The organism is Amycolatopsis sp. NPDC048633, assembly GCF_040650695.1.
Lineage (GTDB): Bacteria > Actinomycetota > Actinomycetes > Mycobacteriales > Pseudonocardiaceae > Amycolatopsis.
On sequence record NZ_JBEZHS010000016.1, the window covers coordinates 102,123 to 120,722 of the forward strand.

General features: G+C 71.2%; 20 protein-coding genes and 1 riboswitch. Of the genes, 11 read left to right on the forward strand and 9 right to left on the reverse strand.

Annotated features, from left to right (window positions below; genetic code table 11):
* The first annotated feature begins 54 nt into the window (after positions 1–54).
* Positions 55–1,101 carry a LacI family DNA-binding transcriptional regulator gene (locus tag AB0C38_RS26770; RefSeq protein WP_360678144.1) on the forward strand — a complete coding sequence of 349 codons (1,047 nt, stop codon included), beginning with the start codon at positions 55–57 and terminating at the stop codon, positions 1,099–1,101.
* On the opposite strand, the gene AB0C38_RS26775 is transcribed toward AB0C38_RS26770, so the two are convergent.
* Positions 1,044–1,178 (reverse strand): hypothetical protein, encoded by a 135-nt coding sequence (locus tag AB0C38_RS26775; protein WP_360678146.1) that lies wholly within the window; start codon positions 1,176–1,178, stop codon positions 1,044–1,046. The genes AB0C38_RS26770 and AB0C38_RS26775 overlap by 58 nt on opposite strands.
* Before the next feature lie 48 nt (positions 1,179–1,226).
* Entirely contained in the window at positions 1,227–2,921 is a 1,695-nt protein-coding gene (locus AB0C38_RS26780) for a discoidin domain-containing protein (RefSeq protein WP_360678148.1), read from the reverse strand.
* 516 nt (positions 2,922–3,437) lie between these two features.
* Between AB0C38_RS26780 and AB0C38_RS26785 the strand changes: the two genes are divergently transcribed.
* Positions 3,438–5,651 (forward strand): discoidin domain-containing protein, encoded by a 2,214-nt coding sequence (locus tag AB0C38_RS26785; protein WP_360678150.1) that lies wholly within the window; start codon positions 3,438–3,440, stop codon positions 5,649–5,651.
* Here AB0C38_RS26785 and AB0C38_RS26790 read toward each other — a convergent pair.
* Together AB0C38_RS26790 and AB0C38_RS26795 are read right to left on the reverse strand one after the other, a co-directional pair.
* Positions 5,642–7,147: an FAD-dependent monooxygenase gene (locus AB0C38_RS26790; protein WP_360678152.1), complete on the reverse strand. Its 1,506-nt coding sequence runs from the start codon at positions 7,145–7,147 to the stop codon at positions 5,642–5,644. The two genes, AB0C38_RS26785 and AB0C38_RS26790, sit on opposite strands and share 10 nt — an antisense overlap.
* Positions 7,148–7,151: 4 nt before the next feature.
* Positions 7,152–8,114, reverse strand: coding sequence for an MBL fold metallo-hydrolase (locus AB0C38_RS26795; protein WP_360678154.1), 963 nt, complete (start codon positions 8,112–8,114; stop codon positions 7,152–7,154).
* Between the two features lie 95 nt (positions 8,115–8,209).
* On the opposite strand from AB0C38_RS26795, the gene AB0C38_RS26800 reads away from it, so the two are divergent.
* Positions 8,210–8,743, forward strand: coding sequence for a MarR family transcriptional regulator (locus AB0C38_RS26800; protein WP_360678156.1), 534 nt, complete (start codon positions 8,210–8,212; stop codon positions 8,741–8,743).
* 3 nt (positions 8,744–8,746) lie between these two features.
* Here the strand turns inward: AB0C38_RS26800 and ribA are convergent, their stop codons facing one another.
* Entirely contained in the window at positions 8,747–9,352 is a 606-nt protein-coding gene (gene ribA / locus AB0C38_RS26805; protein WP_360678158.1) for a GTP cyclohydrolase II, read from the reverse strand.
* A 161-nt stretch (positions 9,353–9,513) separates the two neighbouring features.
* On the opposite strand from ribA, the gene AB0C38_RS26810 reads away from it, so the two are divergent.
* Positions 9,514–10,146: a LysE family translocator gene (locus tag AB0C38_RS26810; protein ID WP_360678160.1), complete on the forward strand. Its 633-nt coding sequence runs from the start codon at positions 9,514–9,516 to the stop codon at positions 10,144–10,146.
* 30 nt (positions 10,147–10,176) lie between these two features.
* On the opposite strand, the gene AB0C38_RS26815 is transcribed toward AB0C38_RS26810, so the two are convergent.
* On the reverse strand, positions 10,177–11,235 hold the full coding sequence (locus tag AB0C38_RS26815) for a cobalamin-independent methionine synthase II family protein (RefSeq protein WP_360678162.1): 1,059 nt from the start codon (positions 11,233–11,235) through the stop codon (positions 10,177–10,179).
* A 231-nt stretch (positions 11,236–11,466) separates the two neighbouring features.
* On the opposite strand from AB0C38_RS26815, the gene AB0C38_RS26820 reads away from it, so the two are divergent.
* On the forward strand, positions 11,467–11,730 hold the full coding sequence (locus AB0C38_RS26820; RefSeq protein ID WP_360678164.1) for a DUF3040 domain-containing protein: 264 nt from the start codon (positions 11,467–11,469) through the stop codon (positions 11,728–11,730).
* A 22-nt stretch (positions 11,731–11,752) separates the two neighbouring features.
* The gene (locus AB0C38_RS26825) at positions 11,753–12,778 is read left to right on the forward strand and encodes a DNA polymerase IV (RefSeq protein WP_360678166.1); all 1,026 of its coding nucleotides are present in this window, start codon (positions 11,753–11,755) and stop codon (positions 12,776–12,778) included.
* On the opposite strand, the gene AB0C38_RS26830 is transcribed toward AB0C38_RS26825, so the two are convergent.
* Complete coding sequence (locus AB0C38_RS26830; RefSeq protein WP_360678168.1) at positions 12,775–13,422, reverse strand: TetR/AcrR family transcriptional regulator; 648 nt, start codon at positions 13,420–13,422, stop codon at positions 12,775–12,777. The two genes, AB0C38_RS26825 and AB0C38_RS26830, sit on opposite strands and share 4 nt — an antisense overlap.
* Before the next feature lie 86 nt (positions 13,423–13,508).
* Here AB0C38_RS26830 and AB0C38_RS26835 point away from each other — a divergent pair, with 86 nt between their 5' ends.
* From AB0C38_RS26835 to AB0C38_RS26855, 5 genes are all read left to right on the forward strand, one after another.
* Positions 13,509–14,399, forward strand: a complete 891-nt coding sequence (locus AB0C38_RS26835; protein ID WP_360678170.1) for a diiron oxygenase — start codon at positions 13,509–13,511, stop codon at positions 14,397–14,399.
* A gap of 57 nt (positions 14,400–14,456) precedes the next feature.
* On the forward strand, positions 14,457–15,161 hold the full coding sequence (locus tag AB0C38_RS26840) for a hypothetical protein (RefSeq protein ID WP_360678172.1): 705 nt from the start codon (positions 14,457–14,459) through the stop codon (positions 15,159–15,161).
* On the forward strand, positions 15,158–15,640 hold the full coding sequence (locus AB0C38_RS26845; protein ID WP_360678174.1) for a GNAT family N-acetyltransferase: 483 nt from the start codon (positions 15,158–15,160) through the stop codon (positions 15,638–15,640). Before AB0C38_RS26840 ends, AB0C38_RS26845 begins: the two co-directional genes overlap by 4 nt.
* 31 nt (positions 15,641–15,671) lie before the next feature.
* Positions 15,672–15,747, forward strand: a riboswitch (S-adenosyl-L-homocysteine riboswitch).
* Between the two features lie 97 nt (positions 15,748–15,844).
* Entirely contained in the window at positions 15,845–17,305 is a 1,461-nt protein-coding gene (gene ahcY / locus AB0C38_RS26850; protein WP_360678176.1) for an adenosylhomocysteinase, read from the forward strand.
* Between the two features lie 122 nt (positions 17,306–17,427).
* On the forward strand, positions 17,428–17,583 hold the full coding sequence (locus AB0C38_RS26855) for a hypothetical protein (protein ID WP_086678182.1): 156 nt from the start codon (positions 17,428–17,430) through the stop codon (positions 17,581–17,583).
* Positions 17,584–17,613: 30 nt separating this feature from the next.
* On the opposite strand, the gene AB0C38_RS26860 is transcribed toward AB0C38_RS26855, so the two are convergent.
* Complete coding sequence (locus AB0C38_RS26860; protein WP_360678179.1) at positions 17,614–18,270, reverse strand: cation transporter; 657 nt, start codon at positions 18,268–18,270, stop codon at positions 17,614–17,616.
* The gene (locus tag AB0C38_RS26865; protein ID WP_360678181.1) at positions 18,255–18,572 is read right to left on the reverse strand and encodes a metalloregulator ArsR/SmtB family transcription factor; all 318 of its coding nucleotides are present in this window, start codon (positions 18,570–18,572) and stop codon (positions 18,255–18,257) included. The genes AB0C38_RS26860 and AB0C38_RS26865 overlap by 16 nt, the downstream gene beginning before the upstream one ends.
* Positions 18,573–18,600 lie beyond the last annotated feature (28 nt).

Below are 18,600 nucleotides of genomic sequence, written 5' to 3' on the forward strand. Positions count from 1 at the left end.
GGGCCCGGGTGCGAGTACCTTGGCACCACACGGCTCGGCTCCCCGGGAGGACGGATGCGCGTCACGATCGCCGAGGTCGCCCGCCGCGCGCGGGTGAGCAAGACGACCGTGTCGAGGGTGCTCAACAACAAGGCCGATGTGGACGCGGCGACCGCGATCCGGGTGCGCGAGGTGATCGCGGCGACCGGGTACATCCCGAGCGCCGGCGCGGTCGGGCTGGCCCGCGGCGTGACCCGCACGGTCGGGATGCTGGTGCCGGGGCTGACCTGGCCGTGGATGGGCGAGGTGCTGCAGGGCGTCGCCGACGTCGTCGAGGCCAAGGGCTACGGCCTGCTGCTGTCCACGGCCAACCGCGGCGCGGACTCCCTCGACGAGTTCTCCCGGCAGGTGTCGGCGAAGGCGTTCGACGGGCTGCTGCTCGTCGAACCGCCGGACGCCGTGCGGCACCTGCGGGTGCTGCACGACTCCGGGCTGCCGGTGGTGGTGATCGACGACCGCGGCCGCCGTCCCGCGTTCCCGTCAGTGGGCACGAACAACCGGCACGGCGGCGCGGTCGCGGCCCGCCACCTGCTCGAAACGGGGCGGACCCGGCTGGCGACCGTGACCGGGCCGCGTGACTTCGGCTGCACCGCCGACCGGCTGAACGGGTTCAACGACGCCATCCGCGAAGCCGGCCGGGTGCTGGACCCGAACCTCATCATCGAAGGCGACTTCACCAGCGAAAGCGGCGAGGCGGCGATCCTCCAGCTCCTCGCCACCGGCCCGGAGTTCGACGCCGTCTTCGCCCACAACGACCTCACCGCGGCCGGGGTGCTGGCCGGGCTGCGCAAGTTCGGCCGCGCGGTACCGGAGGACGTCGCCGTGATCGGCTTCGACGACATCCCCCTGGCCTCGCACACCCAGCCGGCGCTGACGACGATCCGCCAGCCCCTGCGGCAGATGGGCGAGACGGCGGCCCGGCAGCTGCTCGCCCAGCTGGGTGGGGCACCCCAGCCGGACGAGCCGCTGATCGTCCCGACCTCCCTGGTGATCCGGGAGTCGACTCAGGAGACGGTCAGCGCCGCCGAGAGCGGCACGTTGCGCGAGGAGTCACCGAGGTAGACGCGGTACTGGCCCGCGTTCGTCGTCCACGACCCGGTCCAGTGCGCGAGGTCCCGCGGGGTGAGCGGGAACGACACCGTCTGCCACTGGACGACAACCTGGTCGAGCGGGTGCGAGCCGTCACCTCACTGGTAGACCCGGACGTAGTCGATCACCATGTCCTGCGGCAGCACGGTCCCGGCTCCCGGCGGACCCGGGAAGTCCCCGCCGATGGCGTTGTTGAGGATCAGGAAGAACGGGTGGTCGTAGACCCACGGCCCGCGCGTGCTCTCCACGGTGTCGCGGTTGATCGTCTCGAACGCGTTGCCGTCCACGTAGAAGGTCATGTGCGATGCGTCCCAGTCGAGGCCGAACTTGTGGAACCCGGCGGAGACGTCCTGACCGAGATCCAGCGGCGCGCCGATGCCGCCGGCGCCGTTGTAGGCCGGGGCGTGAATGGTCGAATAAGCCAGGTTCGGCGACTTCCCGACGTGCTCCATGATGTCGATCTCACCGCAGTTCGGCCACGGCGTGCCGCTGAAGAAGTTGGCGCCCAGCAACCAGAACGCGGGCCAGAGCCCCTGCGTGCCGGACACCTTGATGTTCGCCTCGACGTGGCCGTAGGTGAAGCTGAACTTGCCCGCGGTGTTGATCCGGCCCGAGGTGTACTGGCAGGTGCCGCTGCCGCTGATCGGGTCGACCGGGCACGCGCTGCCCGGGGTGGCTTCGCGGCGGAGCTGGATGACGAGGTCGCCGCGGCCGTCCTGCTTGGCGTTGTTGTTGTTCGTGTAGTACTCGAGCTCGTTGTTGACGCCGGGGCCGGTCTCGGCGGTCCACTTGCTCGCGTCCGGGCCGGCGCCCGCGGCGCCGTTGAACTCGTCGCTCCAGACCAGCGTGCCCGGGAAGTGCGGGGCCGGCGGCGCGGGCGGCGGCTGCGTCGGGGTGCCGCCGGTGCCGTAGACGTCGAAGCCCCACAGCGAGTAGCCGTAGCCGTTGGAGCGCGCGGTCCCGTACATCCGGACATAGCGGCCGCTGCCGTTGACGGTCAGCGTCTCCTTGAAGCCCTTGCCCGTGGTGGTCGAGTACAGCGAAGTCCAGTTGGCGCCGTCGTTCGAGACCTGGAGCTGGTACGCGACGGCGTAGGCCGGGTCCCACTGCAGGACGACCTGGTGCACCGCCGCGACGGCGCCGAGGTCGACCTGGATCCAGCCGGGGTCGACCCAGCCGGTGGTCGCGCTGGTCGCCCAGCGCGTGGCCGGGTCGTGGTCGAACGCCTTCGCCGGCAGGCAGCCGGGGCAGGCACCGTCGTCCTGGTACGAGGACGCCGTGCCGGACTTGCCGTAGGACAGCAGGACGTCGCCGGGCTGGGTCGTGCCGCCTCCGCCGTAGACCTGGAACTCCCAGAGCGAGTAGCCGTACTGCGTCGCGCGCTGGGTGCCGGTCAGCCGGACGTACCGGCCGCTGCCGGTCACGTTCAGCGTCTGCGAGCCGCCGGTCGCGGTGGTCGTCGAGTACAGCGACGTCCAGGTGGCGCCGTCGGTGGACGCCTGGATCGTGAAGGCCTTGGCGTAGGCGGCTTCCCAGTTCAGCACGACCTGGGACAGCTGCTGGGTGGAACCGAGGTCGACCTGCAGGGTCTGCGGGTCGCTGAACGCGCTGGACCAGCGGGTGCCGGCGTCGCCGTCGACCGCGGCCGACGCCGGGAAGGCGGCGGACTCGGCCGAGGACGCCGTCACCGGACGGCCTTGGGAAAGCAGGACGGGAGCGGCCTGGGCGACCGGTGCGGTGAGCAGGGCGGCCAGGGTCAGGGCGAGGACGGCGAGAACGCGGGTTCTCGGCATGCGGCGTTGCATGGGCACCTCCACGGCGAACCGGCGCCGGGACGGCCTTGCCCCGGCGCGGATCGGCTCACGTGGCCCTCGGCGCGGGTGTGGGGCCCGACCGTCGGCACGCTCTTAGTTCAGGATATAAATAAAGAGCCGTAAAATGTCAACGACGCTGCGCCGGACGGTCGCGGACCACGCGGAAGACTGGTCCGGGAGAACGAATCCGCGCCGGATCCTTGACTCCGCCGACGCGCGCGATGTTAACTGCGAACCGCCGGTCGGAACCGGTTCCGTGACCGCCACCCGGGATCGTTCCGCCGCGACACGCACCCCTTCGGGCTGACCGGTTCGCGCCGTCGCACCCACCTCGGCACCGCTCCACCGGCTCACGGTGCCGGGCGGGCGCCCGGACGCGAACCTGCCGCACCACCCGACGCCGGCGCGAGCTGTGGGGCTCGCCCGGTCCGCCGCCGCCCGGCATCGCCGTGCGGTCCGTTCCCGGTGTCTCCACTCCTCACAGCAGGCAGGCAGATGAGATCAACGACGTTCTCCCCGGCACACCGCTTTCTCGTCCTAGCGACCACCCTCGTCACCGCCGTCACCACGGCGGTGGTCGTCGGTTCGGCGCCGGCGCAGGCTGCCGCGTGCGGGACCACCAACCTCGCGCAGGGCCGCACCGCCACCTCGTCGTCCACCGAAAACGGCGGGACGCCCGCGTCCGCCGCGGTCGACGGCAACTCCGGGACGCGCTGGGCCAGCGCGTTCAGCGACCCGCAGTGGCTGCAGGTCGACCTGGGTTCCACGCAGCAGCTCTGCGACGTGGTGCTCAGCTGGGAAGCCGCGTACGCGAAAGCGTTCACGGTCCAGCTGTCCGGCAACGGCACGAGCTGGACCGACGCCTACACGACGACCACCGGCGCCGGCGGCACGCAGACCGTCGCCCTCTCCGGCTCGGCCCGCTACCTGCGGGTCTACGGCACCCAGCGGGCGACCGGCTACGGCTACTCCCTCTGGGAGGTCGCCGTGCACGGCACCGGCGGCGGGACGACCATCCCGCCGACCGACCCGCGCAACCCGGACCTCGGGCCGAACGTGTCGGTGTTCGACCCGTCGACCCCGGCCGCGACGATCCAGAACCGGCTTACGCAGCTCGCGAACCAGCAGCACACCAACCAGTTCGGCAACGAGCGCTACGCCGTGCTGTTCAAGCCCGGCACCTACAACGCCGACGTCAACCTCGGCTTCTACGAGCAGGTGGCGGGCCTCGGCCTCTCCCCCGACGACGTCAACCTCAACGGCCACGTCCGCGTCGAAGCGGACTGGCTGCAGCAGGGCGACAACCCGGCCAACAAGGGCAACGCGACGCAGAACTTCTGGCGCTCCGCCGAGAACCTCTCGGTGACCTTGCCGGCCGGCCAGGTCGAGCGCTGGGCCGTCGCGCAGGCCGCGCCCTACCGCCGGATGCACCTGAAGGGCAGCCAGATCCAGCTGTGGAACGGCGGGGACGGCTGGGCCAGCGGTGGCCTGATCGCCGACAGCAAAATCGAAGGCCAGGCGGTTTCCGGTTCGCAGCAGCAGTTTCTGACCCGCAACAGCGAGCTCGGCAGCTGGGCGGGCGGCGTGTGGAACATGGTGTTCGTCGGCTCGACCGGCACCCCGCCGGCGTCCTTCCCGAACCCGCCCGAGACGGTCGTCGGCCAGACGCCCGTCATCCGTGAGAAGCCGTTCCTCTACGTCGACGGCTCGGGCAGCTACAACGTGTTCGTCCCGGCGCTGCGGCAGAACTCGGCCGGCACCAGCTGGGGCCACGGCGCCCCGGCCGGGCAGTCGATCTCGCTCAGCGAGTTCTACGTCGCCAAGCCGTCCGACTCGGCCGCGACGCTCAACGCCGCACTGGCCGCGGGCAAGAACCTCCTGGTCACGCCGGGTGTCTACCACCTCGACCAGGCGCTGAACGTCACGCGCCCGGACACCGTGGTGCTCGGCCTCGGCCTGGCGACGCTCCAGCCGACCAACGGCACCGCGGCGATCACGACGTCCGATGTGGACGGCGTGAAGATCGCCGGCCTGCTGATCGACGCCGGCGCGGTGAACTCGCCGGTCCTGCTGCAGGTCGGGCAGCCGGGCTCGAACGCGAACCACGCGGGCGATCCGACTTCGCTGCACGACGTGTTCTTCCGCATCGGTGGCGCGGCCGTCGGCCGGGCCACGCAGACACTGGTGGTCAACTCGAACAACGTCATCGGCGACCACATGTGGCTGTGGCGGGGCGACCACTCGAACGGCGTCGGCTGGAACGTCAACACCGCGGCGAACGGCCTGGTCGTCAACGGCGCGAACGTCACGATGTACGGCCTGTTCGTCGAGCACTACCAGCAGTACGAGGTGCTCTGGAACGGCAACGGCGGGCGGACGTACTTCTTCCAGAACGAGATGCCGTACGACCCGCCGGACCAGGCGTCCTGGTCCAGCGGCGGCGGCCGGCAGGGCTGGGCGGCGTACAAGGTGGCCGACTCGGTGACCAGCCACGAAGGGTGGGGACTGGGCAGCTACTGCTTCTTCCAGACCAACCCGTCGATCGTGGCCAGTCACTCGTTCGAGGTGCCGAACACCAGTGGCGTCCGGTTCCACAACCTGGTCTCGGTGTCACTCGGCGGCGTGGGCACGATCGCCCACGTCATCAACGACACGGGTGACCCGGCGAACACGGCCCACCAGGTGAGCCCGCTGAACAACTACCCCTGAGGAAAGCTCGTCCCGCGCCGGACGGCGGCAGTCACGTCGTCCGGCGCGGGACGGTCCAGCACAGCGGCGACGTACGCGTCCGGGCGGACCAGCCAGGCTTCGCCCGGACGCGCGCCGAGCGCCCCGCCCACCGGGATCTCCACCGAGCGCATCCCCGCGGAGTCCACGCCCGGCGTCGTCAGGAGCAGGAACCCCTGCCGGGCAAGCTCGCGCAACCGTCCACCCGGGACGGTGACGTCGGGCAGCAGGATCCCGGGGCCGGGCGGCGGCACCGCCCCGCGCGGCGGCCGGCCGGCGAACGGCCGTCCCGGATCGGGCGTGGTCAACGGCGAATCCGCGTACCAGAACGGTTCCGCCAGCCGGCCCGAGTCGACCTGTTCGTAGGCGGCCGGATCGTGCGCCGCGCGCGTGAGGACGTCCAGGCGACGCCGGTGCTGCTCGTCGTCCTGCGGCACCAGGAAGTCCATCGTGGCCGTGGTGACGGCCGCGTTCTCCACCGCCGCGGCGTGCCGCTCGGTGTGGTAGCTCTCCAGCAGCTCCTCCCCCGCGTCGCCGCGCAGGACGCGGGCGAGCTTCCACGCCGCATTCTCCGCGTCGGCCACCCCGGAGTTGAGACCGCGCGCCCCGAACGGCGCGACGAGGTGCGCGCAGTCCCCGGCCAGCAGGACCCGGCCGACGCGCATCCGCGGAACCAGCCGCGTGTGGAAGCGGTACACCGAACGCCAGACGACCTCGTACGGTGCCGCGCCGATGATCGCCCGGATCCGCGCCTCCATCGCGCCGCCCGACTCCTCGGCCGCGAGGTCGTAGTCCGCCGGGACCTGCCAGTCGATGCGGAACTGCGAGTCCGGACACGGGTGGATGAGCACCTGACGGCCCGGGTTCCACGGCGGGTCGAACCAGAACCGGCGCTCCGCCGCCCAGCCCGGCAGGTCGGCCCGGATGTCGCAGATCAGGAACAGGTCCCGGAACGACACCCCGTCGAGACGCTGCCCGAGTGCCCGCCGCACGGCGTCGCCGCGCGCGCCCGTGCAGGCGATCGCGTAGTCGGCCTCGATCCGGCGCGGCCCGTCCGCGGTGTGGCACTCGACCACCACCCGGCCGGGCTGGGTCAGGTCGCGGACCCGGTGGCCGCGGCGGACGTCGATCAGCGGCTGCCGCGCGATCAAGCCGTCGAGGACCTCTTCGACGCGGGCCTGCGAAAGATTGACGAACGGTGGCAGGGCCGAGCCGCCGTCGGGCAGCTTCAGCGAGAACAGCTCGGTGTCGTGGTGGAACGTCCGCGCGGTCGTCCAGGTGAGGCCCTCCTCGGCGAGGCAGCCCGCGCCGAGCGACGCCCAGACGTCCAATGTGTCCCGTTGCTGGCAGATGGCCTTGGACCCCACGGGGTCGCGCACCTCGTGCTCGTCGACGAGCACCACCGGTACGCCCCAGCGCGCGAGCAGCAGCGCGGCCGTCTGGCCGACCGGGCCGCCGCCGAGAACCGCGACAGTCATCGTTCTAGCCCTGGAGCTGGTCCCAGACTTCGCGGTCGCGTTCGGCGGTCCACACCACCGGCCGCTCGATGCCACCCAGCTCGTCCCACAGCCGCGAGACGTCGAAGGGCAGGCAGTGCTCGAAGATCGGCCACTGGCCGTATTGGTCGACGAGCGCCGCGTGCGTGCGTTCGAAGGCGTCCTTGAGCGTGCCACCGGCGTCGCGGGCCGCGCCGACCTCGCGGATCATCGTGTCCAGGAAGTGCCGGGTCTGCGCGATGGCCGCTTCGACCGCTTCGCCGCCACGGCTCACGCCGCCGCGTCCGCCGATCAGCGTCTCGGCCCCGAAAGCACCGACGCGGTCCAAAGTGGACGACGCCCACTCGCGGTGGAACGCGTCGCCGGTGTAGAGCGCGGCTTCGGCTTCGACGAGGTCGCCGGCGTAGAGGATCTTCTGCCGCGGCAGCCAGGCCACGATGTCGCCTTCGGTGTGGCCGCGCCCGCAGTACTGCAGGACCAGGTCGCCGCGGTCGCCGCCGAGGTCGATGGTGAGCCGGTCGGAGAAGGTCAGCGTCGGCCAGGTCAGGCCCGGGACCGACTCCGCGGCCTTCGCCAGCCGCGGCATCCGGCCGAACTCGCTCGCCCAGTCCTCCTTGCCGCGCTCGGCGACGAGGGCCCGGGTGTTCTCGTGCGCGACGATCACGTCGGCGTCGAACGCCGACGCGCCCAGCACGCGCACCGCGTGGTAGTGACTCAAGACCAGGTAGCGCACGGGTTTGTCGGTGTGCTCGCGGAGTTTCGCGAGCCATTCGCCCGCGGCGACCGGCGTGGCCAGCGCTTCGAAGCAGACGAGGAAGTCCTCGCCCTCGATCGCGCCGATGTTGGGATCGCCCTCGGCGGTCAGCGCGTAGACGCCGTCGTCCAGGACTTCGAGGGTTTGCGCTTTCTCCGCCAGGTCGGCCGAAGAGGCGAATGCTTTCTTCGTCACGGCGAGCGCTCCTTTGATCAAAGGTTTGACTATCTCCCGCGTCACACTAACCCGGCCGGCCCGCTCACGGAACCCCTTCGCCTAACCTGGGCCGCATGACCGACCGACCGGCCGAAGACCTCGACTACCTTTCGTTCGTCGACTACGCGATCGGGAAGACGAAGGCGGAACTGCCGGCCACCGACCCCGTCGCGATGCGCCTCGGCCTCACGCTGCACCGGCTGGCGGGCGCGCTGGTCTACGACTGGGAGTCGACGGTGCACCGGCCGCGCGGCCTGAGCTGGGGCGGGTTCCGGGTGCTGTTCGTGCTGTGGCTGGCCGGCCCGCTGGAGTCCCGCCACGCGGCGCGCCTGGCCGGGATGAGCCGCGCGGCGGTGTCGGCACTGGTCAAGACGTTGGAGCGCGACAGCCTGGTGACGCGCACGCAGGTCCCCCGCGACCGCCGGGCGGTCCGGCTGGCGCTGACGGAAGCGGGTCATGCGGCGGTGACGGACGCCTACCAGGCGCACAACGTCCGCGAGCAGGCCTGGGCGGCGTCGCTGACGCCGTCGGAACAGACGGTCCTCATCGGACTGCTCGAGAAGCTCACGACGAGCCCGGTGGCCGCGGCGGCCCAGCGGCTGGCGTAAGGCTCAGCTGGCCAGCCCGGGCAGCGTGTGCCCGGTCTGCTCGGCCTTCGCGCGCAAGTACCGGACGTTGTTCTCGGTGGCGAAGACCCCGGTCGGAACCTGCTCGCGCACGCCGATCCCGGCCGCCTCGAGCTGCCCGATCTTGTCGGGGTTGTTCGACAGCAGGTCCACCTTCGCGACACCGAGCGCTTCGAGCATCTGCGCGGCGACGGTGTAGTCGCGGGCGTCCTCGGGCAGGCCGAGCGCGGCGTTGGCGGCGTAGGTGTCGAGGCCTTGGTCTTGCAGCGCGTAGGCGTCGAGCTTGTTGTAGAGGCCGATGCCCCGGCCTTCCTGACGCAGGTAGAGCAGGTAGCCGCCGGCCTCGGAGATCAGCTCGACGGCTTCGGCCAGCTGAGGCCCGCAATCGCAGCGCATGGACCCGAAGACGTCCCCGGTGAGGCACTCGGAGTGCGGCCGCACGAGCGGCACGTCCCCGGGGGTACCGAGGACGAGAGCGAGGTGCTCACCCCCGTCAGCGAGCCCCCGGAAGGTGACGGCCTCGGCATCGACCTCGACGCCGCCGTGGAGCCGCAGCGGGATCCGCACCCGCGTCCGCACCTCAGCCGTCATGCCTTCTCCCCTGCGATCGCCCACGTGATCGACCCTACCGGAAGTTCAAATTCGAACATTCGGGATCGCGCCTTACGTCACTGTGGACGAACACCGGCGGATCACCGGTTCTTCCCGGACGGCCGGGAAAATCGCTCGCATCACTCTCGTATCCTCAGCTCATGATCCCCGGTGCCACCGCCGCGTCGTTCCTGCTCGTCGTCATCCTCGGGGCGATGTCGCCCGGACCGGACTTCGTCGTCGTCACCCGCTCCTCCCTCGCCGGGGGGCGGCGCGCGGGGATCGCCGCCGGGGCCGGGATCTCGCTCGGCGTCTTCGCCTGGGTCGTCGCCATCGCCTTCGGGGTGGCCGCCGTGCTCACCGCCTCGGCCGTCGCCTTCAGCGTCGTCAAGCTCGTCGGGGCCGGCTATCTCGTCTTCCTCGGGGTCAAAGCCTGGCTGGCCGTGCGCCGCGGCGAGTACCGGGAGCCCGGCGAAACCGACGAGCGAGCAACGCTCAAAGCCGGCGCCGCCTTCCGGCAGGGGCTCCTCACCAACCTGCTCAACCCCAAGGTCGCCGTCTACTTCCTCGCCCTGCTCCCCCAGTTCCTGCCCACCCGCAGCTCCACCCTGCAGACGCTCGAACTGGCCGCCATCGCCACCGTCGGCACCGTCTTGTGGTTCGCCGCCCTCGCCCTCGTCGTCGGGGCGCTGAAGCGGTTCTTCAGCGACGGGCGCGTCCGGCGCGGCCTCGACGCCGTGCTCGGCAGCGTGCTCGTCGCGCTCGGGGTGAAGGTCGCCGCCGAGACGGCTTGAGGGCCCGCGGGTGCGGGCCCTCAAGCAGCGTCACAGCTCGTCGGCCGCCAAGAGCGTTCCCTCGACCCGCGCCCGGATCTTCGCGAACGCGATGTCGCGCGAAGTCGACGTGTCGTCCGCGAACGGCGAGAACCCGCAGTCGTCGCACGTGCCGAGCCGGTCGGCCGGCAGGTACTTCGCCGCCGCGAGCACGCGGTCGCGGACCTCCTCCGGCGTCTCCACCCGCGGGTCGATCGGGTCGATCACGCCGACGAAGATCCGCTGGTCCGCCTTGAGGTTGTCCCGGATCACCGCCAGCGCGGCGGCTGGCTCGGCCTCGCTCGCCAGCTGGACGTAGAAGTTCCCCGCCTTCAGCGAGAACAACGCCGGCAGCAGGCCCGCGTAGTCCACGTCGAGGCTGTGCACCGAGTCCTGGTCGCCGCCCGGGCAGGTGTGGACGCCGATCTTCGCGCGCTCCTCCGCCGTGAACCTCTCCAGCACCGCGTTGTTGAGGTCGACGAACTGCCGCAGCAGCCCGCCGGACGGGTCGAGCTTGAGCGACAGCCGCCCCTCCGTGAAGTCGATCTGGACGGCGTGCGCCCCCGCGTCGAGGCTGCGCCGGATGTCCGCCTCGGCCTCGTTCACCAGGTCGGCGACGAACTGCTCCTGGGAGTACCCGTCGATGCCGTCGCCGGGGTAGATCAGCGAGATCGCGGACGCGGCGATCACGGCCTGCTTGACCGGCTTGTCCGTGAGCGCCTTCGCCCGCGTCAGGTACTCGTCGGCGTGGGTCGCGTAGCGGAACGGACCCGCGGTCAGCCGCGGCAGCTGCCGGGTGTGCCCGTCGGCGAACGGGATGACGACGCCGTCCGGCGCCAGCGCGCTCAGCCCGGCGAGCGGGTACGTCGCGAAGCTCGGCTTGCCCTGTTCGCCGTCGGACACGACCGGGGAGCCGGTCTCTTCGAACCGGCTGATCGTGTCGGCCAGCGCCCGGCTCTCCAGCTCGGCGAGCGCGGCACCGTCGATCCGTCCGGCGGCGAACGCGCCGAGCCCCTCGATGAGGTACTCGGGGCGCGGGATGCTGCCGATCGGTTCGGTGGGCAGGGTCATGGAGTCCTCCGCGGTTTGAAGGTCCAGACCGGTCTCGAACCGGCGCGAAGCCGGCCTGGACCGGCCTCGTGTCAGGCGAACCTAACGCGCTCCCGGGCGGTCACGGAGCGCGGATCACCCGGTCGGAGCAACGAAAAGCACGAAATGAGAAGACGTTTGGCGGTTAGCCAGGAGGACGATGGGGTATTCGCTACGGCGACACGGCGGGTTCGGCGCCGAAGGAGTACCCCGATGCTCAGTCACCACGATCGCACCGAGCTCGAGAAGATCGAGCGCAATCTCGAGCTCAGTGACCCCGACCTGGCCGACGCCCTGCGCGACGGCAAGCGCCCGAAGTCGCGCGCGCTCCGCAGCGCCCTGCTGATCGCCGTCGACGTCGTCGCCGTGACCCTGCTGGTCCTCGGGCTGGTCCTGCCCGACCCGGGGGTCACGCTCTGCGGGATCCTCGCCCTGACCGGCACCGTCTGGACCCACGTGGCGCGCCACCGGATCTGAGGTTCTGAGGCAGACTGGGCCCGTGAAGTGGGTCCTGCACGTCGACCTCGACCAGTTCATCGCCGCGGTCGAGATCGCCCGCCGGCCGGAGCTGCGCGGGAAGCCCGTGGTCGTCGGCGGCAACGGCGACCCCACCGAACGCGCCGTCGTCGCGACCGCGTCCTACGAGGCCCGCGAGTTCGGCATCCAGTCCGGCATGCCGCTGCGGATCGCCGCCAAGCGCTGCCCGGACGCCGTCTTCCTGCCCAGTGACCCGCCTGCCTACCTCGAGGTGTCCGAGCACGTGATGGCCGCGGTGCGGGAGCTCCCGGTCGTCGTGGAGGTGCTGGGCTGGGACGAGGCATTCGTCGGAGCGGAGACCGACGACCCGGAGGCGCTGGCGGCCTCGATCAAGGACGCCGTGGCGCGCGAGACCGGGCTGTCGTGCGCGGTCGGGATCGGCGACAACAAGCTGCGGGCCAAGCTCGCCACCGGGTTCGGCAAGCCGGGCGGCATCTACCGGCTGACGCAGGCGAACTGGTGGGACGTCATGGCCGCGCGCCCGACCGACGCGCTGTGGGGCATCGGCGGCAAGACCTCCAAGAAGCTCGCCGAGCTGGGCATCGCCACGGTCCTCGACCTGGCCGGTGCCGACCCGGCGGAGCTCGCCGCGCGGTTCGGCCCGAAGACCGGGCCGTGGCTGCGCCTGCTCGGCGGCGGCATCAGCGACGCGGAGGTGAGCGCGACGCCGTACGTGGCCCGCTCCCGCAGCCGCGAGACGACGTTCCAGCGCGACCTCACGGACCCGGCGGAGATGGCCGCGGAGGTGTCGGCGCTGGCGAAGCGCGTGTGGCAGGACGTCCTCGACGAAGGGCGTCCGGCCGCGCGGGTCGCGGTGAAGGTGCGGTTCGTGCCGTTCCTGACCCACACGCACAGCATCACCCTGCCCGAGCCGACGTCGGAAGCCGACGAGATCGACCGCGCGGCGCAGGAGGTGCTGGCGATGTTCGAGCTGACCCGCGCGGTGCGGCTGCTCGGGGTGCGGGCGGAGTTCCTGCGGGAGGACTAAAGGTCCTCCGGCAGCGGCAAGGGCCGGTCCGGGTCGAGCCGCACCCCGCCCGCCCGGAGCGTGTGGTCGAGCATCGCCCAGATCGTGCCGCTGAGCTGGCCGGTCAGCTGGTCGAGGCTCAGCGTGCCCGGGTGGTCGAGCCAGCGGGTCGTCGCCGACTCGACGTAGCCGACCAGGCCGAACGCGATCGTGTCCCCGGGGGCGCCGTCCAGGCCGAACGCCGTCAGGTAGCCGGTCAGCAGGCGGCTGAGGTGGCGGGCGATCGTGCCGCGGACGTCCACCGGGCCCGGCGCCGCGCGGGCCAGGTACCGGTGCAGGTGGAGGTGCTCGGTCAGCCAGCGCAGGTGGGTCGAGATCACCGTCGAAATCATCTCGTTCGGCGACCCCGACGGGTGCCAGAGCGGCTGGAGCTCGGCCGTCACCAGCTCGGCCGCGCGCTCGGCGATCGCCCGCTGGAGGTCGGCGGCGCCGTCGAAGTGCTTGTACAGGCGCGTACGGGCCACGCCGGCGCGCTCGGCGATCTGCTCGGTCGAGACGTCCGGGCCGTGCTCGGCGATCGCTTCCAGGGCCGCGTCGACGAACTCGGAGCGTCGCCGCTCCTGCTGGCCCGCCCAGCGCGCCGCCCGCCCGTCGATCTTGGTCACGGCGAAAGCCTACTCAGGGCCCACGAGCCGGTGTACGCTCCCGAAGTAGCTAGTACAGCGTGTACCCCCTACTTTCGGAGGCCGCCATGGGCGTCGAGGCCCAGGACCGGGACGTCACCGCGGCTCGTCTGCTCAAGAGCTCCGCGAAGAACTCCTACGACCCGCACGTCGACATCGACTGGACCGCGCCGCTCGCCGAGGGCAAGGCCTACATGCCGCTGGAGCGCGTCTCCCTCTACGGCACGGACCTCTGGGCGAAGCTGACGCCGGAGCAGCGGATCGAGCTGTCCAAGCACGAGATCGCCAGCATCATGAGCGTCGGCCTCTGGTTCGAGATCGTCCTGATGCAGCTGCTCGCCCGCTACGTCTTCGACCTCGACGCGCGCACCGAGCACGCGCAGTACGCCATGACCGAGATCGGCGACGAGACCCGGCATTCGGTGATGTTCGCCCGCACCGCCGATCGGCTCGGCGTGCCGCGCTACGGCGTCCCGAAGGTCGTGCACCGCGCCGCGAAGGTGTTCGGCGCGACCGCCGCCGGACCGTCGATGTTCGCCAGCGTGCTCGTCGCCGAGGAGACCACCGACCGGCTGCAGCGCTCGATGATGGACGACGACGGCATCCAGCCGCTGATCCGCTCGGTCAACCGCATCCACGTCGTCGAGGAGGCCCGGCACGTCCGGTTCGCCAAGGAGGAGGTGCTGCGGGAGACGCCGAAGCTGTCGAAGGCGGGGCTGCAGCGGCACCGGTTGCGCACGGCGCTCGTCGCCTTCGGCGTGATCGACAGCATGGTCGACCCGCGGGTCTACCGCAGCGTCGGGATCGACCCGCGCGAGGGCCGGGCCGCGGCGCTCGCGAACCCGCACTTCCACGAAACGCGCCGCTGGATGGCCGGGAAGATCGTGCCGTTCCTGCGCGAGGCGGGGCTGATCGGCGGCCGCTCCGAGGGCATTTGGCGGCGCGCGCATCTCATCTGAGTCCCTGTCCGTGAAATTCCCTTCCCGCCGGATGTCGGGTTCCGCCACGATTCCCTCGTGACCGAGGGCATCTCGCAGGACTTCCCCGCCGGGCCGCCGCCCGCGCCGCAGCCGCAGTCGCCGGTACCGCAGCCCGCGCCACGCCCGCCACTCGCCCGGCCCCTGGTCGTCGGCCTGATCGGCGTCGTCGTGGGCGCGTTCCTGGTCGGGGTGCCGTGGCTGACGCTGAGCCTGTTCGGCGACGAACCGAGCGGCCGGTCGCTGACCGCGCCGAACGGCCTGGGCGGGCTCAGCCGGGCCCAGGACGCGATCGCGAAGGTCGACGCCGTGCGCGGCAAGGCGACGATCGACCGCATCGACAAGACCGACCGCGAGACGGCCTCCCGGGTCTCGGCGGCCAACGCCGGCGCGGGCGCGGTGGTGCAGCAGTACCAGGACGACGGGCTGCTGCGGTCCTTCCAGCTGGTCGCTGTGCGTGCGCCCGCACCGGAGCTGTTCGCGCCGTACGAGGACGTCCAGGCGCTCGGCGTGGCCAAGCCGAGCACCGAGCTCGTGCGCGTCGGCGACGTGCAGTGCCTGGTGCACAACGACCCGGCCGCACCCGGCTCGGCCCCGGACCCGGAACGCTCGTTCGTGATCAACTGTCAGCGCACCGGCCCCGGCTTGACCGTCACGGTGCGGAGCATGGGCACCGAAGGCAACCGAGACCCCCAGGAGCTGGCCAGGATCGTCGACGAGGCGTGGACCACACTGGGCGAGTGATCACCATCCGGACGGCCCGCGCCGAGGACGAGGCCGCGCTCGCGAAGCTCGACGAGCGCACCTGGACCCCGGCGGTGTCCCCCGCTCCCCCGCCCCCGCCCGGCACGCCGTTCTTCGACGGCGGCACCCGCCCCGAGGACGTCCTCGTCGCGGAGCACGACGGCGCGGTCGCCGGCTACGTCCGGCTCGACGAGGGGTTCCCCATCCCCGCCCACCGCCACGTCCGGGTGATCGGCGGGCTCGCCGTCGACCCGGACCGGCGCCGGCTCGGCATCGCCCGGCAGCTCGTCGACGCCGCCGTGGCCGAGGCGCGGCGGCGCGGCGCGCGCAAGGTGACGCTGCGCGTGCTGGGTCACAACCCCGCCGCCCGGCGGGTTTACGAGGGCTGCGGGTTCGTCGTGGAAGGCGTGCTGCGGGCGGAGTTCCACGTCGGCGGCGCGGACGTCGACGACGTTCTCATGGCGCGCTCCCTCGCTTGACAGCTTCCCGGCGGCTTTGCCATCCTGGTCACGGGCCGAGAGGCGCTGCGACGGAACTCTTTCCGCCACGCTCGGCCCGGCATCAAGGATCAAGGGCGCCTCCCGCACGGGAGGTGCCTTTTTCGGTGACACGCATGGGTTTCCCCCTGTCACCCCTCCCGGGCGGTCCCGCTGTCGGCGATTCGATCCGGAGAGATCCCGAGAATGAGTGACAAACTGCAGAACCGCAACGGCCTCGACTTCGCGGTGGCCGATCTCGCGCTGGCCGAGGCCGGCCGCACCCAGCTGCGGCTGGCCGAGCACGAGATGCCCGGCCTGATGGCGATCCGCCGCGAGTACGCCGCCGCGCAGCCGCTGAAGGGCGCCCGCGTCGCCGGGTCGCTGCACATGACCGTCCAGACCGCCGTGCTCATCGAGACGCTGGTCGCGCTCGGCGCCGAGGTGCGCTGGGTGTCGTGCAACATCTTCTCCACCCAGGACGAGGCCGCCGCCGCGGTCGTCGTCGGCCCGGACGGCACCGCCGACGCCCCGGCGGGCACGCCGGTGTTCGCGTGGAAGGGCGAGACGCTCGAAGAGTACTGGTGGTGCACCGACCAGCTCTTCGCGTTCGCCGGCGGCCGGGCGCCGAACATGATCCTCGACGACGGTGGCGACGCCACGATGCTCGTCCACAAGGGAGTCGAGTTCGAGGCCGCGGGCGCCGTCCCGCAACCGTCCGAAGAGGACCCCGAGGAGTACCGGATCGTCCTGGAGACGCTGCGCGCCAGCGTCGCGAAGGACGGCGAGCGGTTCACCCGCATCGCCAAGGACATCCGCGGCGTCACCGAGGAGACGACCAACGGCGTCAAGCGGCTCTACAAGCTCGCCAAGGACGGCGAGCTGCTCTTCCCCGCGATGAACGTCAACGACTCCGTGACGAAGTCCAAGTTCGACAACAAGTACGGCATCCGGCATTCCCTCGTGGACGGCCTGAACCGGGCGACCGACGTGATGATCGGCGGCAAGCGCGTCCTCGTCTGCGGCTACGGCGACGTCGGCAAGGGCGCGGTCGAGGCGCTGCGCGGCCAGGGTGCCCGGGTCTCGGTCACCGAGATCGACCCGATCTGCGCGCTGCAGGCGGCGATGGACGGCCTCGACGTGGTGGAGCTGGACGAAGTCGTCGAGACCAGTGACATCTTCATCACCACCACCGGCAACTACGGCATCATCTCGGCCGCCCAGATGAGCCGGATGAAGCACAACGCGATCGTCGCCAACGTCGGGCACTTCGACAACGAGATCGACATGGCCGGGCTGGCGAAGCTGCCGGGCATCGTCAAGAGCGAGATCAAGCCGCAGGTCCACGAGTGGACGTTCCCGGACGGCCACGCGATCATCGTGCTCTCCGAAGGCCGCCTGATGAACCTCGGCAACGCGACCGGCCACCCGTCCTTCGTGATGTCGAACTCGTTCACGAACCAGGCGATCGCGCAGATCGAGCTGTTCGCCAAGCCCGGCGAGTACGCCACCGACGTCCACCGGCTGCCCAAGCACCTCGACGAGAAGGTGGCCCGGCTGCACCTCGACGCCCTCGGGGTGAAACTCACCAAGCTCTCGAAGGCGCAGGCGGAGTACATCGGCGTGGACGTCGAGGGTCCGTACAAGCTCGATCACTACCGGTACTGATCCGAGATTGCTCCATTTGACGCAGTTTGCGGCGTGGAGAAAATGGCCATCCTCCCCGTGACAGCGCATCCACCGGCCGGCTTCTCGGTCGGTGGGTCCCATGCGAAGGAGTGTGTGTCAAAGTGATCGTTCTCGGTGTAATTCTCCTGATCATCGGGTTCATTGTCGGAATCCCGGTGCTTTACACCATCGGCATCATTCTCGCGGTGGCCGGCGTGGCACTGGCCATCCTGGGCGGCACGGGCCGTCGGATCGGTGGGCGTGCGCACTGGTACTGATCGAGTACTCGCGAACGGCCTGGCACGGCGTCAGCAGCAATGCTCGCCGCGCCAGGCCGTTCGGCCTTCCTTGACCGCCACGAAGGCGATGAAGAGGGCCACGAGCGGATCGGCCCACCACCAGCCCCACAGGGCGTTGAGCAGCAACCCCGCCAGCAGGGCCGCGGAAAGGTAAGTGCAGAGCAAAGTCTGCCGCGAATCCGCTACCGCGCTGGCGGATCCCAGCTCCCGTCCGGTCCGTCGTTGCGCGGCGGACAGGACGGGCATCACGAGGAGCGAAACCGCCGCGAGGACGACCCCGGTGACCGAGCTTTCCGGTGCCGCCGCGGTGAAGAACGTCCGCGCGGACTCCGCCGTCACGTAGGCGGCCAGCGCGAAGAAGGACAGCGCGATCAGCCGCAGCGCCCGCCGTTCGCGGGCTTCCGGGTCCCGGCCCGAGAACTGCCAGGCGACCGCGACCGCCGAACCGACCTCGACGACCGAATCCAAGCCGAAGCCGACCAGCGCGCCGGACGAGGCCGCGGTGCCGGCCGCGAGCGCGACGGCGGCTTCGACGACGTTGTAGGCGATGGTCGCCGTCACGAGCAGCCGGACCCGGCGCACCAGCACCGCCCGGCGGTCCGGGGCCACGGTGACCGGCGTGCAACAGTCGTCAGAGCACTCGGCGGACGTCACGCCGGTTCGCATTCTTCCCGCGGTTCCACCGCCAGCACGACCTGGACGAGCTCGCGCAGCGCGCGGGCCAGGTGCGTGTCGGCGATCTCGTAGCGCACCTGACGGCCCTCGTAGCCGGCCACGACGAGCCCGCAGCCCCGCAGGCACGAAAGATGGTTCGAGACGTTCGAACGGCTCAGCCCGAGCTCAACGGCGAGCCGTCCGGGATAGGCGGGACCGTCGAGCAGCGCGGTCAGGATCCGGCAGCGGGTCGGGTCGGACAGGGCGCTCCCGATCCGGGCCAGCGCCGACTCCCGCGACTCACAGGTCACCACGCGCTGAACTGTACACCGACGGCTGACG

Excerpts from the sequence above, each read along its gene's own strand:
- AB0C38_RS26770 (WP_360678144.1), top strand. The coding sequence starts at position 55 with ATGCGCGTCACGATCGCCGAGGTCGCCCGCCGCGCGCGGGTGAGCAAG.
- AB0C38_RS26835 (WP_360678170.1), top strand. The coding sequence starts at position 13,509 with ATGGGCGTCGAGGCCCAGGACCGGGACGTCACCGCGGCTCGTCTGCTC.
- AB0C38_RS26800 (WP_360678156.1), top strand. The coding sequence starts at position 8,210 with ATGACCGACCGACCGGCCGAAGACCTCGACTACCTTTCGTTCGTCGAC.
- AB0C38_RS26780 (WP_360678148.1), bottom strand. The coding sequence starts at position 2,921 with ATGCCGAGAACCCGCGTTCTCGCCGTCCTCGCCCTGACCCTGGCCGCC.
- ribA (WP_360678158.1), bottom strand. The coding sequence starts at position 9,352 with ATGACGGCTGAGGTGCGGACGCGGGTGCGGATCCCGCTGCGGCTCCAC.
- AB0C38_RS26815 (WP_360678162.1), bottom strand. The coding sequence starts at position 11,235 with ATGACCCTGCCCACCGAACCGATCGGCAGCATCCCGCGCCCCGAGTAC.
- AB0C38_RS26820 (WP_360678164.1), top strand. The coding sequence starts at position 11,467 with ATGCTCAGTCACCACGATCGCACCGAGCTCGAGAAGATCGAGCGCAAT.
- ahcY (WP_360678176.1), top strand. The coding sequence starts at position 15,845 with ATGAGTGACAAACTGCAGAACCGCAACGGCCTCGACTTCGCGGTGGCC.
- AB0C38_RS26860 (WP_360678179.1), bottom strand. The coding sequence starts at position 18,270 with ATGCGAACCGGCGTGACGTCCGCCGAGTGCTCTGACGACTGTTGCACG.
- AB0C38_RS26785 (WP_360678150.1), top strand. The coding sequence starts at position 3,438 with ATGAGATCAACGACGTTCTCCCCGGCACACCGCTTTCTCGTCCTAGCG.
- AB0C38_RS26790 (WP_360678152.1), bottom strand. The coding sequence starts at position 7,147 with ATGACTGTCGCGGTTCTCGGCGGCGGCCCGGTCGGCCAGACGGCCGCG.
- AB0C38_RS26810 (WP_360678160.1), top strand. The coding sequence starts at position 9,514 with ATGATCCCCGGTGCCACCGCCGCGTCGTTCCTGCTCGTCGTCATCCTC.